Here is a 16,989-nt window from a genome sequence, read left to right on the forward strand (position 1 = left end):
CGTAAACGCCGACGCCGCGTAAGCACCCGCGCCGACGCCCCGCACGCGGCCGCGCGCACGTCGGACGAGCACGCCCGTTGTCCCGACGCCTGTCTGATGACCCGCGCGGACACCCCGTGGCACGGTGTGGGACATGCGCTACGACTATCCGCTCGACCCCGAACTCGCGGCGGCCGCGGCCCTGATCCCGCCGGTGGACCTCTCCGACCCGGCCGCCGCGCGGGCCGCGCAGGCGCGCGAGGTCGCCGAGCGGGTCGCGGCCGTGGACGGCGCGGGGGTGGCGGTCGGCGAGGTGGTGGCGCCCGGACCGCGGGGCGCGCCGGACGTGCCGCTGCGCACGTACCGGCCGGAGGGCGCCGCCGGGCCGCTGCCCGCCGTCTACAGCCTCCACGGCGGCGGCTTCGTGGTGGGCTCCCCGGACGTGGACCACGCCTTCAACCTGTGGCTGTGCCGCCGGCTCGACGCCGTCGTGGTCTCGCCCGACTACCGGCTGGCGCCCGAACACCCCTTCCCCGCCGGCTTGGAGGACTGCTACGCCGGGCTGTGCCTGCTGGCCGAGGGCGACGCCGGACTGGACGTCGCGGCCGACCGGATCGCGGTGCTCGGCGACAGCTCCGGGGCGGGCATGGCCACCGCCCTGACCATGCTCGCCCGCGACCGCGGCGGTCCCGGGATCCGCTTCCAGTACCTGGGCAGCCCCGCGCTCGACGACCGGGTGGACACGCCGAGCGCGCGGGCCTTCACCGACACGCCCGTGTGGACCCGCCACCTGGCCCGGCACACCTGGGAGGCGTACCTGGGAGCCGGGGTGGCCGGCGGCGAGGGGGTGTCGCCGTACGCGGCCCCCGCCCGGGCCGGGGCGGACGGTCTGAGGGGGCTGCCGCCCGCCTATGTGGCGGTGATGGCGTACGACCCGCTGCGCGACGAGGGCGTCGACTACGCGCGCGCCCTGCTGGCCGCCGGTGTGGCCACCGAGCTGCACCTCTTCCCGGGCACCTTCCACGGCGCGGCGGCCGTGGAGTACGCCGGGGTGGTGCGGCGGATGAGAGACGAGACGGTCACCGTCCTGCGGCGGGCGCTCGCGCGATGAGCGCCCCGCAACCTCGGCCTACCGAGCCGGACCTTCCTCAGACGTCGGCGGCCTCGGACAAGAGACGTGCGTACAGGGCGAGTTGGGCGCGGAAGCGGTGTTCGGGGTCGCGCAGCCGCCATCCCAGCACCGCCTCGGCCTGCGCCAGCCGCGCGGCCACCGAGCTGTGGTGCAGATGCAGCTCCGCGGCGGCCCGGCGCAGCGATCCGGTGCGGCAGAAGGCGGCCAGCGCGGCGATGGCGAGCCGCCCGTTCCGCTGGGCGGCCAGCGCCTCCAGCCGCCGCGCCTCGGGCAGCGCGCCCAGCCGCTCCGCCGGGATGTCGGCCAGCAGCGCCACCGGGCCCAGCGCGTCATGGTCGGCCACCGCCTCCCGCGGTGTGCCCGCCACCGCGAACCGCAGCGCGGTGCACGCCTGGGCCCAGGAGTCGCGGGCGGCGGGCGCGGGGACCAGGCCGCCGACGCCGACCCGCAGCCGGCGCGCCGCCTCGCGCGGCACCCCGGGACCGCGGAGGGGGTCGGCCATCGCGGCCCGCAGCGCGGCGGCGGGCGAGGCGGCCGCCCCGGCCGGCGGCTGCACCAAGGCGGTGCCCCACGGGCCGGTCCCGGCGACGCGGACGACGGCGTCGAGCCCGGCGTGGCCGAGCAGCGCGACCGCGCCGAGCCCCGGGTCCACGGACGGGTCGCCGCGCACCGCCACCATCCGCAGCGGCAGTTCGGGCGCCAGGCCCAGCAGCCGCAGCGCGCGGGCGCGGTCGTGGTCGGACTCGCGCGCGGACAGCACCAGCTCCACCAGCGCGGGATCGGCCGCGTCGGGCGCGGGGGACACCCGCGCCCGTACGGGGCCGCAGCACAGCGTCCGCGCGGCGATGGCCATCCACTCCAGGATCAGATCGTCGAACGGCCCCGGCCGCCCCGGGCGCTCCAGCCAGACCCGCCCGGACGGGCCGAGCTCCGCCCGCTGGGAGACGGCCCCCGGCTCGCCCGGGAGGGCGGTCCCGTCCGGCCCGCAGCGGGCCCCGCGGCCGTCGGGCAGTTCCAGGCCCGCCGCGCACTCCGCGAGCCCGGCGGTGGACCGGGCCAGCGACGTCGCGTCCAGCGCGCCGCCGCCCAGCAGCGCCTCGAAGTGGGCGATCACGCGCACCGCGGTGGCGGCATCCGCGTCGAGCGCCGAGAGCCGCAGCAGCAAGCCCTTCACAGCCACCAGTCTAGGAAGGACAGGTACATGACCAACACCCCCGCGCCGGCGGGAACCGCGAGCACGGCCGGCAGGCGCCGCAGGACACCCCGGTCGCTGGCCGCCGCGTTACTCGGCGGCGTCCTGCCGCTGCTGGCGTCGCTGCTCCTGCTGGCGCCGACCCCCGCGGCCGCCGCCACCCTCACCGAGGTGACCGGATTCGGCAACAACCCGAGCAACCTCAGGATGTACCAGTACGTGCCGAACAACGTCGCGGCGCGGCCCGCCGTCCTCGTCGCGGTGCACTACTGCACGGGCTCCGGCCCCGCCTTCTACTCCGGCACCGAGTTCGCCTCCCTGGCCGACCGCTACGGCTTCATCGTCGTCTACCCCTCCGCCACCCGCAGCGGCTCCTGCTTCGACGTCTCCTCCCCGCAGGCGCTGCGGCGCGACGGCGGCAGCGACCCGGTGGGCATCGTCTCGATGGTCCGGTACGTCCTCCAGCACAACAACGCCGACCCCAACCGGGTCTATGTCACCGGGGCCTCCTCCGGCGCCATGATGACCAACGTGCTGCTCGGCGACTACCCGGACGTGTTCAAGGCGGGCGCCGCCTTCTCGGGCGTGCCCTTCGGCTGCTTCGCCACCACCGACGGGTCCTCCTGGAACACCGCGTGTGCCAACGGCACCATCATCAGGACAGCGCAGCAGTGGGGCGACCTGGCGCGCGCCGCCTACCCCGGATACCAGGGCGCCCGGCCGAGGATGCAGCTGTGGCACGGCACCGAGGACACCGTCCTGCGCTATCCGAACTTCGGCGAGGAGATCAAGCAGTGGACCAACGTCCTCGGGGCGAGCCAGACGCCCGCGAGCACGGACCGTCCGCAGACCAACTGGACCCGCACCCGCTACGGAGGCACCGGCGACCGGGCCCCCGTCGAGGCCATCAGCATCCAGGGCGGGACACACAACCTCCCGCTCCCCGGCATGGCGGCCCGGGCCATCACCTTCTTCGGCCTGAACGGCCAGGCACAGTGAGGTCCTTGGACGGCCGGGCAGAGTCGGGTCCCTGAACGGCTGGGCACAGGCAGGTCCCTGGACGGCCGGCCACAGCGGGACCCCGGCCAGGCGTCCCGCGGGGCCGCCCGTGCGGTGTGCACGGGCGGCCCTCCCCCCGGACCCCCGTGGGTCCCTCACCCCTCCCCGCTGCCGAAGGCCGCGTCGAAGGAGGCCGTCGGCGGCTCGAAGTCGTACGCCTTCAGCCGCCTCAGCGCCTCGGGCGCGCCCTGCAGCCGGTCCATCCCGGCGTCCTCCCACTCCACCGACACCGGCCCCTCGTAGCCGATGGAGCGCAGCATCCGGAACACGTCCTCCCACGGCACGTCCCCGTGCCCGGCCGAGACGAAGTCCCAGCCGCGCCGCGGATCGCCCCAGGGCAGGTGCGAGCCGAGCCGGCCGTTGCGGCCGTCCAGCCGCTTGCGCGCCTCCTTGCAGTCCACGTGGTAGATCCGGTCCCGGAAGTCCCACAGGAAGCCGACCGGGTCCAGGTCCTGCCAGACGAAATGGCTGGGGTCGAAGTTGAGCCCGAAGGCGGCGCGGTGGCCGACCGCCTCGAGCGCGCGGTGGGTGGTCCAGTAGTCGTACGCGATCTCGCTCGGGTGCACCTCGTGGGCGAAGCGCACGCCCTCCGCGTCGAACACGTCCAGGATCGGGTTCCACCGCTCGGCGAAGTCCGCGTAGCCGCGCTCGATCATGTGCGGCGGCACCGGCGGGAACATCGCCACCAGGTGCCAGATGGACGAGCCGGTGAAGCCGACGACGGTTCGGACCCCGAAGGCGGCCGCGGCCCGCGCGGTGTCCGCCATCTCGGCCGCCGCCCGCCGCCGCACCCCCTCCGGGTCGCCGTCGCCCCAGATCCGCCCCGGCACGATGGCCTGGTGCCGCTCGTCGATGGGGGAGTCGCAGACGGCCTGGCCCACCAGATGGTTGGAGATGGCCCAGCACCGCAGCCCGTACTTCTCCAGCAACCGCCGCCGGCCGTCCAGATAGCCGGGCTCGGCCAGCGCCCGGTCCACCTCGAAGTGGTCGCCCCAGCAGGCGAGTTCAAGACCGTCGTAGCCGAAGTCGCGGGCCAGCCGGCAGACCTCCTCCAGCGGCAGATCGGCCCACTGTCCGGTGAAGAGCGTGAAGGATCGGGGCATCCGGGGGCCTCCTCATACGGGGACGGGTGTGTAGACGCAGTTCTTCGCGGCGCTCTCCTCCACCGCCGCGAGCACCCGCTGCACCTGCAGCCCGTCCGCGAAGGACGGTTCGGGCTCGGTCCCGGCGTCGATGGCCAGCAGCAGATCGCGCGCCTGGTGGACGAAGGTGTGCTCGTACCCGAGGGCGTGGCCGGCCGGCCACCACCCCTCCAGGTAGGGGTGTTCCGGCTCGGTGACCAGGATCCGGCGGAAGCCGGCGTCCACGGCGGGCTCGGTGTGGTCGTGGAAGTGCAGCTCGTTGAGCCGCTCCAGGTCGAAGGCGAGCGATCCGCGGTCCCCGTTCAGCTCGATCCGCAGCGCGTTCTTGCGGCCCGCCGCGAACCGGGTGGCCTCGAAGGACGCGAGCGCGCCGGAGGCCAGCCGCCCGGTGAACAGCGCCGCGTCGTCCACCGTGACCGGCCCCCGCGCCGCGCCCTCCGCCCGCCCGCCGAGCCCCGCGGCCGACGCCGGGGCGGGCAGCGGCCGCTCCCGTACGAAGGTCTCGGTCAGCGCCGAGACGCCGACCAGCGGCTCACCCGCCAGATACTGCGCGAGATCGACGATATGGGCGCCCAGGTCGCCCAGCGCGCCGGAGCCCGCCTGCTCCCGCCGCAGCCGCCACACCAGGGGGAACTCCGGATCGACGATCCAGTCCTGCAGATAGGACACCCGTACGTGGCGCAGCACCCCGAGCCGGCCGTCCCGCACCATGGCGCGGGCGTGGGTGAGGGCGGGCGTACGGCGGTAGTTGAACCCCACCATCGCGACCTGGCCGCGCTCCCGCGCCCGCCGCGCCGCCGCCACCATGGCCTCGGCCTCGGCGACCGAGTTGGCCAGCGGCTTCTCGCACAGCACGTGCTTGCCGGCCTCCAGCGCGGCGATCGCGATCTCGGCGTGGCTGTCCCCGGGGGTGCAGATGTCGACGAGCTGTACGTCGTCGCGGGCGATCAGGGCGCGCCAGTCGGTCTCGGCGGCGGCCCAGCCGTGCTTTCCGGCCGCGGCCCGCACCGCGTCCCGGTCGCGGCCGCAGATGGCGGACATGACCGGGCGCAGGGGCGGGTCGAAGACCCGGCCCACGGTGCGCCACCCCTGGGAGTGGGCGGCGCCCATGAAGGCGTAGCCCACCATGCCCACACCGAGGGCGGGTCCGGTTGCTTCCGCGGGACGTTCCATGGGACTCCTTCGCTGGGGAACGGGGGTCGGAGGGGGCCGACGGCGTGGGGTCAGCTGAATCCCGTGGGGAGGTAGTCGTCGACGTTGTCCTTGGTGACCACGGCGGAGTAGAGCGTCAGGGAGGCCGGGATCTCCAGCTCGGCGAGGCCGCCGACACCCTTGCCCTGGCCGAGCGCGCGGGCGAGGTCGATGGCGGAGGCGGCCATCGTCGGCGGGTAGAGGACGGTGGCCTTCAGCACGGTGTTGTCGGCCTTGATGGCCTGCATGGCGCGCTTGGCGCCCGCGCCGCCGACCATGAGGAAGTCGTCCCGACCGGCCTGCTGGATGGCGCGCTCGGCGCCCACGCCCTGGTCGTCGTCGTGGTTCCACAGGGCGTCGAAGCCGGAGTGGGCCTGAAGCAGTTGGGCCATCTTCGCCTGGCCCGACTCGACGGTGAAGTCGGCGGCCTGGCGGCCGACCTTCTCGATGTTCGGGTAGTTCTTCAGGGCGTCGTCGAACCCCTTGGTGCGCTGCCTGGTCAGCTCCAGGTTGTCGAGCCCGGCCAGCTCGACGACCTTCGCGTTCTTCTTGCCCTTGAGCTTCTCGCCGATGTAGCGGCCGGCGTTGAGGCCCATGCCGTAGTTGTCGCCGCCGATCCAGCAGCGGTACGCCTGCGGGGAGGCGAAGACCCGGTCGAGGTTGACGACGGGGATGCCCGCCTTCATGGCCTTGAGCCCGACCTGGGTCAGCGCCTTGCCGTCGGCGGGCAGGATGACCAGGACGTCGACCTTCTTGTTGATGAGGGTTTCGATCTGGCCGATCTGCTGGGCGGTGTCGTTGGAGCCCTCGGTGGTCTGGAGGGTGACGTCCTCGTACTCCTTGGCGCGCCGCTTCGCCTGCTCGTTGATGGCGTTGAGCCAGCCGTGGTCGGCCTGGGGGCCGGCGAAGCCGATGGTGACCTCCTTGCCGGGCTTGGTGTCGGCCGCGTTCGCGGCCTGCCGGCTGTCGGCGGAGTCCCCACCGCTGTCGTTGTTCTCGTTGCTGGTACAGCCGGCGGCGAAGAGCGCGCCCGCCGCGGCGGTGCCGAACAGCAGGTTTCTGCGGCTGGGGCGCACCGGCGCGGCGGCCGGTGTGCGGGGGTTGTCACGCATGGCTGGTACGACCCTTCTGGACCAGGACGGCGGCGACGATGATCGCGCCCTTGGCGATCTGCTGGACGTCGGTCTGCAGGTTGTTCAGGGCGAACAGGTTGGTGATGGTGGTGAAGACGAGGACCCCGAGCACGGAGCCGGTGATGGTGCCCCGGCCGCCGCTGAGCAGCGTGCCGCCGATGATCGCGGCGGCGATGGCGTCGAGTTCGTAGAGGTTGCCGTTGGTGTTCTGGCCGGAGCCGGTGAGCACGATGAGCATGAACGCGGCGATGCCACAGCACAGCCCGGACAGCAGATACAGCAGCAGGCGCTGCCGTCTGACGTCGATGCCCGCGAGCCGGGCGGCCTCCGCGTTGCCGCCGATGGCGACGGTCCGCCGGCCGAAGGTGGTGCGGGTGAGCACCAGCCGGCCGGCCACGGTGACGAGGGCGAAGATGATCACGAGTGGCGGGACGCCCAGCACATACGCGTCGGGCAGCCCCAGGTCGAGCACCGGCTGGACGGTGACCACCTGGGTGCTGCCGTCGCTGATCTGCAGCGCGAGGCCGCGCGCGGAGGCCAGCATGGCCAGCGTGGCGATGAAGGGCACCACACCGCCGTACGCGATCAGCACACCGTTGACCAGGCCGCAGCCCAGTCCGACGAGGACCGCGCACATCAGGATGCCGCCGAGCCCGAAGTCCTGGGTGGCGAGCGTGGTGGCCCAGACGGAGGCGAGGGCGACCATCGCGCCCACCGACAGGTCGATGCCGCCGCTGGTGATGACGAAGGTCATGCCGACGGTGACGACGCCGATGACGGACGCCTGGGTGAGCACCAGTTGCAGGTTGTCCGTGCTCAGGAACTCGTCGGGCTTGGTGAGGCCGCCCACGGTGACCAGCACCGCGAGGACCCCGACCAGGGACAGGTTGCGCAGGCCGCCGAGCGACCACAGCCGGTCGCGCGCGGAGCGGGTGCCGCCCGGCGGACCGCCGGCGGGCGCTCCGGGCGGGCCCGCCTTCGCCGGCACGGCCACCGATCCGGCGACGGCACCGGCGGGGACGGCATCGGCGGAGGCGGTACCGGTGGGGACGGTACCGGTGGGGGCGGTACCGGTGGGGACGGCATCGGCGGAGGCGGCATCGGCAGGGGTGGCGGACCCCGGCCGCCCCCCGGGTTGGTTCAGCACGACGGGCTCCCTTCCATGACGAGGTCCAGGACACGGTGCTCGTCCAGCTCCCACGCGGGCGCCGCGCGCACCACGCGGCCCTCGCGGAGCACCAGCACCCGGTCGGCCAGGCCGAGCACCTCGGGCAGTTCGCTGGAGACGAGCAGCACGGCCACGCCGTCGTCGGCGAGGCGGCGGATCAGGGCGTACAACTCGGCGCGGGCGCCCACGTCGACGCCGCGCGTGGGCTCGTCCAGCAGCAGGACGCGGCAGCCGCGCAGCAGCCAGCGGGCGAGCACCGCCTTCTGCTGGTTGCCGCCGGACAGGGTCCGCACCGGCCGCTCGGGGTCGTCCGGGCGCAGCGACAGATCGCGTACGGCGGCCCGGGCCGCGGTCCGCTCGGCCCGGCGGTCGAGCCACCCGGCGCGCGAGAAGCGGGAGAGCGAGGACACCGAGACATTGCGGGTGACGGACTCCAGCATCAGGAGCCCCTGCGCCTTGCGCTCCTCGGGGGCGAGGCCGAGCCCGGCGCGTACGGCGGCGGTGACGCTGCCGGGGCGCAGCGGGCGGCCGTCGACGAGGACCCGGCCGGCGGTCGGTCGCCGGGCGCCGTAGACGGTCTCCAGGATCTCCGAGCGGCCGGAGCCGACGAGGCCGGCCAGCCCCACGATCTCGCCGGGGCGCAGCTCCAGGTCCAGCGGCTCGAACTCCCCGGCCCTGGCCAGCCCCTCCAGCCGCAGCACGGGCGCGGGGCCGGCGGCCCCCTCGGCCCCTTCCGCCCCCTCAGCCCCCTCGGCCCGGTCGGCCTGTTCGGCTCGTTCGGCTCGTCGGGGGAAGGCGTACTCGACGTCGCGGCCGGTCATCAGGGCGACGATGTCGCGGGTCGGCGTGGTACGGGCGGGCAGCCCGCGGGCGGCGACGCGGCCGTCCTTGAGGACGGAGACGCGGTCACCGATGCGGCGGATCTCCTCCAGCCGGTGGGAGATGTAGACCACGGCGACGCCATCGGCGGTCAGATCGGCGACGATGCGGAAGAGGTTCTCCACCTCGTCGGGGTCGAGGGCGGCGGACGGCTCGTCCATGACGATCAGGCGCACCTCGTGGGAGAGGGCGCGGGCCATGGACACGATCTGCTGCCCGGCCGCGGAGAGCGTGCCGACCAGCGCGTCCGGGGAGATCTCCGGGTGGCCGAGGCGGGCCAGGAGGGCCGCGGTGGCGGTACGGGCCGCGCGGGGGCGCAGAAAGCCGCCGGTGGCGAGCTCATGGCCGAGGAAGACGTTCTCGGCCACCGACAACCCCTCCACCAGGTCGAGTTCCTGGTAGATGGTGGCGATGCCCAGGCGCATGGCGGCCACCGGCGACCTGAGCCGCACCGGGCGCCCCTGCCAGCGGATCTCGCCGCGGTCGGGCTGGTGGGCCCCGGCCAGCACCTTGATGAGGGTGGACTTGCCCGCGCCGTTCTGGCCGAGCAGACAGTGGGTTTCCCCCGCCTCGACGTCGAGGTCCACCCCGTCGAGGGCGCGTACGCCGGGGAAGGACTTGGCGATCGCGGACATGGTGAGCAGCGGATGTGGTGCGGGCGGTGCCATGGCGGGCCTCCTCGGCGGTGCGCCGGTGAGCGGGCAGGGCTGAGCGCGGAGCGGCGGGGGGTGTGCGGTGTGCCTGGCGTAAAGCGGTGTTGCCTGGCGTGAAGCGGTGTGCGGGTGTGCGGTGGTGCCTGGCGTCAAGCGGTGTGCGGGTGCTCGTGCGGGTGTGCGGGGGCCGGGGTGCGTGGCCGGTGGCGGTGTGTGGCGCGGTGTGCCGGGTCAGGCCGGCGAGAAGAGGTGGTCGCTGATCAGGCGGGCCGCCCCGGTGACCCCGGCGACGGGGCCGAGTTCCCCGAGCACGATGGGGAGGTTGCCGGTGGCCAGCGGCAGGGACTGGCGGTAGACCTGGGTGCGGATGGCGGCGAGGAGGGTGTGGCCGAGGCCGGTCACCCCGCCGCCGATCACCACCAGGCCGGGGTTGAAGAAGCTGACGAGGGAGGCCAGGACCTGGCCGGTGCGGGTGCCGCCCTCGCGGATGAGGTCCAGCGCGGCGGCGTCCCCCGCCGCCGCGGCGGCGGCGACATCGGTGGCGGCCAGCCTCCCCGCGGCCTCGAGCCGGGCGGCGAGCTCGGCGGACCGGCCCTCCCGCACCGCCGCCTCGGCGTCGCGGGCCAGCGCCGCGCCGCCGAAGTAGGCCTCCAGGCAGCCGCGGTTGCCGCAGGCGCACGGCCGGCCGTCGGGCTCGGCCTGGATGTGGCCGATGTCGCCCGCGCTGCCGGTCGTCCCCCGGTAGACCTCGCCCCCGACCACGATGCCGCAGCCGATGCCGGTGCCGATCTTGACGCAGAGGAAGTCCTTCGCGGAGCGCGCCACCCCCGCCTGCTGCTCTCCCATCGCCATCAGGTTCACGTCGTTGTCCACCATGACGGGGCAGCCCAGCTCCTGGCTGAGCGCCTCCCGTACGGGGAAGCCGTCCCACCCGGGCATGATCGGCGGCGCGACCGGCACCCCCTCGGGGAAGCGCACCGGGCCCGGGACCCCGATCCCCGCCCCGTCGAACCCCTCGGCCGGCCCGGAGGCCCTGAGCTTCGCGGCCATCGCCAGGACCTGCTCGAAGACCGCGACCGGCCCCTCGCGCACATCCATGGGCTGGGTGAGGTGGCCGAGCACCTCCAGCTCGGCGTTGGTCACGGCGACGTCGACCGAGGTGGCGCCGATGTCCACGCCGAGGAAGCGCAGCGCGGGCGAGAGCCGGATGTTGTGCGAGCGGCGCCCGCCCCGGGAGGCGGCGAGCCCGTCGGCGATCACCAGCCCGGTGTCGAGCAGCCGGTCGACCTCGACGGCCAGCCTGGAGCGCGAGAGATCCATCCGGTCGCCCAGCTGGGCCCGGGAGGTGGGACCGCCGTCGCGCAGCAGGCGGAGCAGACGCGCCTGATGGGCGTTCGCGGGTCGTGCCGTCATGCGCCTCACGCTGCCCCTCCCGCCGTCATCGGCATGCCACTGACCGGGCTTTCCCCGGGAACGTAGCAGTGCTTGTCGGCGCTGGGAAGCACTTGCGCCGCAATTACCGCAGACTTTCTCCTGTGGCAGGACAAAGCCCAGGACGCGGCGGGGGGCGCCGACCGGGCCGTCGCGAGTCGTCGCCGGCCGTCTCGGCATGCGGCGCAAACTTGACATTAGGCGTACTTATGAAAGATAAAGAAAGCTCTTTGGGTGTTTCTCACGCAGCGTGACCATCGAGGCGTGACAGCCTGTGATCGTCTACGCGAATGAGCCACGCCGTGTCCCACACCATCCCGGATCAGCCGACCGCCGACCCCGCCGCGGCCTGGGAGGCCTGGCGCGCCGAGCGGCGGCGGGCGGTCACCTCCCCGACCGGGAACCTCGCCCTCGTCGAGACCCGCTGGCTCCCGGCCGGCGAGCGCCCCGACCTCGACGCGGCCCGCGCGGAGGCCCCCGAGCAGGTGACCGTGACCAGCCTCACCCGCACCGACCTGGTCACCGGTGAGCCGGAGCACGGGCTGCGGTTCTGGGACGCCCGGTCGGCGGCCATCCGCCACTTCGAGCGCATCGACGTCTTCCCGTACGACCCGGCCTGGGTCCTGGAGGCCGCCTACCACCCGGTGCCGGGCGCCCGCCGGGTCGCCTTCGAGCACATCCGGGACAACGGCGGCACCCGCGACCTGGTCGTACCGGGCGACATCAGCCTCACCGTGGACGGCCGCGCCTACACCCTCAGCGCCTTCGACGACGACGGCACCCTGCTGCTGGTCTTCGGCGACCCCACCAACGGCGACACCACCTACGGCGCCGGACGCTTCCTCTTCGTGGAGCGCACCGCCGACCCGGACCGGGTCCGCCTGGACTTCAACCGCGCCTTCGTGCCGCCCTGCGGATTCTCCGACCAGTACAACTGTCCGATGCCGCCGCGGCAGAACCGCCTCCACCTGCCCGTCGAAGCAGGCGAGCGGCTTCCGGTCTTCCGCGACGGCTTCCCCGCACAGCACTGATCCTCCCGCGGCCACGCCGCGCAGCACATCCCGCAGAAAAAGGCGTACCACCTCCATGAGCATCAAGAAGACCTCCCTGTACGGCGGCGCCGCGGCCGCCACCCTCGCCCTGACCCTCACCGCCTGCGGCGGGGGCGCGGGCGGCGGCGGTGCCGCGGGCGGCGCGTACGACAAGAACGCCACCGTCAACATCGGCTCGCTCTACGAGCCGCAGAACCTCGACAACACCGCGGGCGGCGGCCAGGGCGTCACCGAGGCGCTCAACGGCAATGTGTACGAGGGGCTGTTCAAGCTCACCGACGCCGGGAAGGTGGAGAAGCTGCTCGCCCGCGACTACAAGGTCAGCGGCGACGGGCTCACCTACACCTTCACCCTGCGTGACGGCGTGACCTTCCACAGCGGCAAGAAGCTCACCAGCGAGGACGTCAAGTACAGCCTGGAGAAGGTGATCGCGCCGGACTCGCAGTCCGCGCGCAAGAGCAACCTCGAGGTCATCAAGGACATCGCGACGCCCGACGCGAAGACCGTGAAGGTCACCCTCTCGAAGCGGTCGATCTCCTTCGTCTACAACCTCTCCTACGTCTGGATCGTCAACTCCGACGCCAAGGGCCTGAAGACCGCCGAGGACGGCACCGGCCCCTACCGGCTGGACAAGTGGACCCGCGGCTCGGCCCTCAGCCTCGACCGCTTCGCCGGCTACTGGGGCCGTGCGGCCGCCAACAAGCACGTCGTCTTCCACTACTACAAGAACGCCACGGCGCTGAACAACGCGCTGCTGACCAACGCGGTGGACGTCGTCACCAGCGAGCAGTCGCCCGACGCCCTCGACCAGTTCAAGAACAACCAGAACTACAAGGTCAACGACGGCGACTCGACCACCAAGCTGCTGCTCGCCTTCAACGACAAGGCCAAGCCGTTCACCGACGTCAGGGTCCGCCAGGCGGTGTCCGCCGCCATCGACGACAAGAAGCTGCTGGACTCCGTCTGGGGCGGCTACGGCAAGCTCATCGGCTCGATGGTGCCGCCCACCGACCCCTGGTACGAGGACCTCACCAAGGTCAACGCGTATGACACCGCCCGGGCGAAGAAGCTCCTGAAGGAGGCCGGCTACGAAAACGGCTTCACCTTCACCCTCGACACCCCCAACTACGACCCGCACCCCACCGCGGCCACCTTCATCAAGTCGCAGCTCGCCAAGGTCGGCATCACCGTCAAGATCCACACCATCACGCCCGACGAGTGGTACACCAAGGTCTACAAGAACCACGACTTCACGGCCACGCTCCAGGAACACGTCAACGACCGCGACCTGGTCTGGTACGGCAACCCCGACTTCTACTGGGGCTATGACAACAAGCAGGTCACCAGGTGGGTGGAGCAGGCCGAGGCCGCGGCCACCACGCGGCAGCAGACCGAGCTGCTGAAGAAGGTCAACCGCAAGACCGCCGAGGACGCCGCCAGCGACTGGCTGTACCTGTACCCGCAGATCGTCGTGGCGAGCAGCAAGGTGTCCGGCTACCCGGTCAACGGCCTCAACTCGCAGTTCTTCGCCTACGACATCAAGAAGGGCTGATGGCGCGGTATCTGCTGCGCCGCCTCGCCTTCCTGCTGGTGTCGCTGGCGCTCGCGAGCGTGGTGCTGTTCGTGCTGCTGCGCATGCTGCCCGGGGACCCCGCCAACGCGCTCACCTCGGTGGGCGCCGGACCCGAGCAGATCGCGGCGGCACGCCACTCCATCGGCTCCGACCGGCCGCTGCCCGAGCAGTTCACCCACTGGATCGGGCAGCTGGCCACGGGTGACCTCGGCACCTCCTTCGTCAGCTCCCTGCCGGTCGGGCCCGAGGTGTCCTCGCGGCTCGACGTCACGGTCCCGCTGACCCTGGCCGCGTTCGTCCTGGCGGTGCTCATCGCCGTGCCGGCCGGGTTCGTCGCCGCGTACAAGAGGCGGACCTGGTACGGCGCGCTGCTCAGCGGGGTGTCCCAACTGGGCATCGCCGTCCCGGTGTTCTGGCTCGGCATGATCCTCATTGCCGTCTTCTCGCTGAACGCCGGATGGCTGCCCGCCGGAGGCTTCCCCCAGGAGGGCTGGGCGGCGCCCACCGAGGCCGTCCGCTCCCTCGCGCTGCCCGTCGTCACCATCGCGCTGGTGATGGGCGCCTCGCTGACCCGGTACGTCCGGTCGGCCACCCTCGACGTCCTGAACAGCGACTACCTGCGCACCGCCCGCGCCCTCGGCTCCTCGTTCGGGCGGGCCATGTGGCGGCACGGGCTGCGCAACGCCTCCGTACCCGTGATCTCCATCCTCGGCATCGAGCTGGCGTCCACCCTGCTCGGCGCGGTCGTCGTGGAGTCGGTGTTCGCGCTGCCGGGCCTGGGCTCGATGCTCGCGACCGGCATCGCCCAGCACGACTACCCGGTCATCCAGGGCGTGCTGTTCGTGTCCACCCTCGCGGTGCTGCTGATCGGCTTCGCCGCCGACCTCGTGCAGCGCATCGTCGACCCGCGGCTGCGGAACAGGCTCTCCGGAGGCCCCCGATGAAGCGCCGCACATCCCCGGCCGACCGGGCCAACCGGCCCAACCGGTCCTACACCCTGATCGCCGGCTGCGTCCTGGCCGGGCTGATCGCCCTGCTCGCCCTCGTCTCCCTCGTCTGGCTCCCGTACGCCGCCGACGACACCTCCGGCGGACGGCTCACCGGCCCCGCCGCCGACCACCTCCTGGGCACCGACAAGCTCGGCCGCGACCTGTTCACCCAGGCGATGACCGGCTCCCGGATCGCCGTCGAGGCCGGACTCGGGTCCGTGCTCGTCGCGGCCGCCATCGGCGTCACCCTCGGCGTGCTGAGCGCCTTCGCCCAGGGCTGGCTCGACGACACGCTCTCCGCGTTCCTCGACATCCTGATCGCCTTCCCGACCCTGCTGCTCGCCATGCTGATCGTCGCCGCCCGCTCGGCCACCCTCGGCTCGGCCGTGCTGGCGATCGGCCTCGCGCAGAGCGCCGTCGTGGCCCGCCTGGTGCGCATCCTGGTCAAGCGGGTCCTGGCCCAGGACTACATCACCGCCGCCCGCACCTCCGGCACCTCCTGGCCCCGCATCGTGGCCGGACACGTGCTGCCCAACATCTGGCCCACCCTGGTGGTCAACCTGGCGCTCCAGTTCGGCCTCGCCGTGCTGGCCGAGGCCGGGCTGTCCTACCTGGGCCTGGGCGCCCCGCCGCCGAACGCCTCGTGGGGCCGCATGCTCCAGGAGGCGCAGGCCACCTTCACCACCGCCCCGGCGGGCGCGCTGGCCCCCGGCATCCTGCTCGTGCTGCTCGTCATCGGCGTCAACCTCGTCGCCGACGGCCTGCGCGACACCCTCGACCCGGCCACCCGGCGGAGGCGCGCATGACCCTCCTGGACATACGCGGCCTCACCGTCCGCACCGCCGACGGGCGCACCCTCGTGGACGACCTCTCGCTGACCCTCGGCCCCGGCGAACGGCTCGGCGTCATCGGCGAGTCCGGCTCCGGCAAGTCGCTCACCACCCTCGCCGTCCTCGGACTGCTGCCCGAGGGCATGACCGCCACCGGCAGCGTCGAACTGGCCGGCACCCAGATCGTGGGCGCGACCGAGAAACGGCTCACGACCGTACGCGGCCGGGACGCCGCCATCGTCTTCCAGGAGCCGCTGACCGCCCTGGACCCCCTCATGCGCGTGGGCCGGCAGCTCGCCGAACCGCTCCGCGGAAAGCGCCGCCTGACCGGCGGCGCGCTGAAGCGGGCCGTCGCCGAGGCCCTGGAACAGGTGCGGCTGCCCGAGCCCGACCGCATCGCCCGCGCCTTCCCGCACGAGATCTCCGGCGGCCAGCGCCAGCGCGTCGCGCTGGCCATGGCCCTGGCCTGCGAGCCCAAACTGCTCATCGCGGACGAGCCCACCACCGCCCTCGACGTGTCCGTGCAGGCCGAGATGCTCGCCCTGATCGACACCCTGGTGCGCGAGCGCGAGATGGCGGTCCTGTTCGTCAGCCACGACCTGGCGGTCGTCGCCAAGGTCACCGACCGCGCCCTGGTCATGAAGGACGGCCGCGCCGTGGAGGAGGGCACCGTCGAACGACTCGTCCGCGCCCCGCGCGAGGAGTACACCAAGGCGCTGGTGACCAGCGCGCGACGGCTGGAGTCCGCCCTGGACCTGAGGAGCGCGCCATGACCCCCGTACTGGAAACCCGCGCCCTGGAAACCACGACCCCCGTCCTCGAACTGGACGACGTCGCGCTGAGCTACCGGGGGAGCGCCGCCCCCGTCGTCCGGGACGTGTCCCTCACCGTCCGGGCCGGACACAGCCTCGCCCTGGTCGGCGAGTCGGGCGCCGGCAAGACGACCCTGCTGCGCCTGCTGCTGGGCCTCGCCCGGCCCACCGCCGGCACCGTGCGCTTCGACGGCGAGCCGCTCGCCCTCCGGGACCGCGAGCAGATGCGCCGCTTCCGGCGCGGCGTGCAGTGCGTGTTCCAGGACCCGTACTCCTCCCTCGACCCGCGCCGCCGGGTGGGCGCCATCGTGGCCGAGCCCCTGCGCTCCCTCGGCATCGCCGACAGGCGTACGGCGGCGCCCAAGGTGGCCGAGGCCCTGGAGCGGGTCGGGCTGCCCGCCGACGCCGCGCGGCGCTACCCGCACGAGTTCTCCGGCGGCCAGCGCCAGCGCATCGCCATCGCCCGCGCGACCGTGTGCGAGCCACGGGTGCTGCTCGCCGACGAACCCGTCAGCGCCCTCGACGTCACCACCCGGGTCAAAATCGTCGACCTGCTGGCCGAGTTGAAACAGGAGCGGGGACTGACGCTCGTCATGGTCTCCCACGACCTGTCGGTGGTCGCCTCCCTGTGCGAGCGCACCGCCGTCCTGGAGCGCGGGGGCGTCGTCGAACAGGGCGACACCGCCCGGGTGCTGGGCGACCCCGCGCACCCGTACACCCGCCGCCTCGTCGACAGCGTGCCGCGCCTGCCCGGCTGAGGAGCCGCCCGCGGAG

Annotated in this window: 15 protein-coding genes; 8 read left to right on the forward strand and 7 right to left on the reverse strand. The window is 73.3% G+C overall.

Annotation, left to right across the window (positions count from 1 at the left end):
* Window positions 1-133: 133 nt before the first annotated feature.
* Window positions 134-1,090 carry an alpha/beta hydrolase gene (locus BBH68_RS27600; protein ID WP_065966415.1) on the forward strand — a complete coding sequence of 319 codons (957 nt, stop codon included), beginning with the start codon at window positions 134-136 and terminating at the stop codon, window positions 1,088-1,090.
* Window positions 1,091-1,127: 37 nt separating this feature from the next.
* Here the strand turns inward: BBH68_RS27600 and BBH68_RS27605 are convergent, their stop codons facing one another.
* Window positions 1,128-2,285 (reverse strand): PucR family transcriptional regulator, encoded by a 1,158-nt coding sequence (locus BBH68_RS27605; RefSeq protein WP_065966416.1) that lies wholly within the window; start codon window positions 2,283-2,285, stop codon window positions 1,128-1,130.
* Between the two features lie 27 nt (window positions 2,286-2,312).
* Between BBH68_RS27605 and BBH68_RS27610 the strand changes: the two genes are divergently transcribed.
* Complete coding sequence (locus tag BBH68_RS27610; protein ID WP_065966417.1) at window positions 2,313-3,302, forward strand: extracellular catalytic domain type 1 short-chain-length polyhydroxyalkanoate depolymerase; 990 nt, start codon at window positions 2,313-2,315, stop codon at window positions 3,300-3,302.
* A 155-nt stretch (window positions 3,303-3,457) separates the two neighbouring features.
* Here BBH68_RS27610 and BBH68_RS27615 read toward each other — a convergent pair whose 3' ends face one another.
* The 6 genes from BBH68_RS27615 to BBH68_RS27640 form a co-directional block, all read right to left on the reverse strand.
* Window positions 3,458-4,465, reverse strand: coding sequence for a sugar phosphate isomerase/epimerase family protein (locus tag BBH68_RS27615; RefSeq protein WP_065966418.1), 1,008 nt, complete (start codon window positions 4,463-4,465; stop codon window positions 3,458-3,460).
* Window positions 4,466-4,477: 12 nt separating this feature from the next.
* A complete protein-coding gene (locus BBH68_RS27620; RefSeq protein ID WP_065966419.1) occupies window positions 4,478-5,677 on the reverse strand; it encodes a Gfo/Idh/MocA family protein in 1,200 nt (399 codons plus the stop codon).
* Between the two features lie 50 nt (window positions 5,678-5,727).
* On the reverse strand, window positions 5,728-6,807 hold the full coding sequence (locus tag BBH68_RS27625; RefSeq protein WP_065966420.1) for a substrate-binding domain-containing protein: 1,080 nt from the start codon (window positions 6,805-6,807) through the stop codon (window positions 5,728-5,730).
* Window positions 6,800-7,741, reverse strand: a complete 942-nt coding sequence (locus BBH68_RS27630) for an ABC transporter permease (protein ID WP_245738340.1) — start codon at window positions 7,739-7,741, stop codon at window positions 6,800-6,802. The genes BBH68_RS27625 and BBH68_RS27630 overlap by 8 nt, the downstream gene beginning before the upstream one ends.
* 227 nt (window positions 7,742-7,968) lie before the next feature.
* Entirely contained in the window at window positions 7,969-9,543 is a 1,575-nt protein-coding gene (locus BBH68_RS27635) for a sugar ABC transporter ATP-binding protein (protein WP_065966421.1), read from the reverse strand.
* 216 nt (window positions 9,544-9,759) lie between these two features.
* Entirely contained in the window at window positions 9,760-10,941 is a 1,182-nt protein-coding gene (locus tag BBH68_RS27640) for an ROK family transcriptional regulator (RefSeq protein ID WP_065966422.1), read from the reverse strand.
* 308 nt (window positions 10,942-11,249) lie between these two features.
* Between BBH68_RS27640 and BBH68_RS27645 the strand changes: the two genes are divergently transcribed.
* The 6 genes from BBH68_RS27645 to BBH68_RS27670 are packed head-to-tail and all read left to right on the forward strand — an operon-like array spanning window position 11,250 to window position 16,973.
* Window positions 11,250-11,990, forward strand: coding sequence for a DUF1684 domain-containing protein (locus tag BBH68_RS27645; protein WP_065966423.1), 741 nt, complete (start codon window positions 11,250-11,252; stop codon window positions 11,988-11,990).
* A 55-nt stretch (window positions 11,991-12,045) separates the two neighbouring features.
* A complete protein-coding gene (locus BBH68_RS27650; RefSeq protein ID WP_065966424.1) occupies window positions 12,046-13,563 on the forward strand; it encodes an ABC transporter substrate-binding protein in 1,518 nt (505 codons plus the stop codon).
* Complete coding sequence (locus tag BBH68_RS27655; protein ID WP_065966425.1) at window positions 13,563-14,528, forward strand: ABC transporter permease; 966 nt, start codon at window positions 13,563-13,565, stop codon at window positions 14,526-14,528. Before BBH68_RS27650 ends, BBH68_RS27655 begins: the two co-directional genes overlap by 1 nt.
* Window positions 14,525-15,379 (forward strand): ABC transporter permease, encoded by an 855-nt coding sequence (locus tag BBH68_RS27660; RefSeq protein WP_065966426.1) that lies wholly within the window; start codon window positions 14,525-14,527, stop codon window positions 15,377-15,379. Before BBH68_RS27655 ends, BBH68_RS27660 begins: the two co-directional genes overlap by 4 nt.
* Complete coding sequence (locus BBH68_RS27665; RefSeq protein ID WP_065966427.1) at window positions 15,376-16,176, forward strand: ATP-binding cassette domain-containing protein; 801 nt, start codon at window positions 15,376-15,378, stop codon at window positions 16,174-16,176. Before BBH68_RS27660 ends, BBH68_RS27665 begins: the two co-directional genes overlap by 4 nt.
* Window positions 16,173-16,973 (forward strand): ABC transporter ATP-binding protein, encoded by an 801-nt coding sequence (locus tag BBH68_RS27670; RefSeq protein WP_065966428.1) that lies wholly within the window; start codon window positions 16,173-16,175, stop codon window positions 16,971-16,973. Before BBH68_RS27665 ends, BBH68_RS27670 begins: the two co-directional genes overlap by 4 nt.
* The last annotated feature ends 16 nt before the right edge of the window (window positions 16,974-16,989 follow it).

This window comes from Streptomyces sparsogenes (genome assembly GCF_001704635.1).
Lineage (GTDB): Bacteria > Actinomycetota > Actinomycetes > Streptomycetales > Streptomycetaceae > Streptomyces > Streptomyces sparsogenes.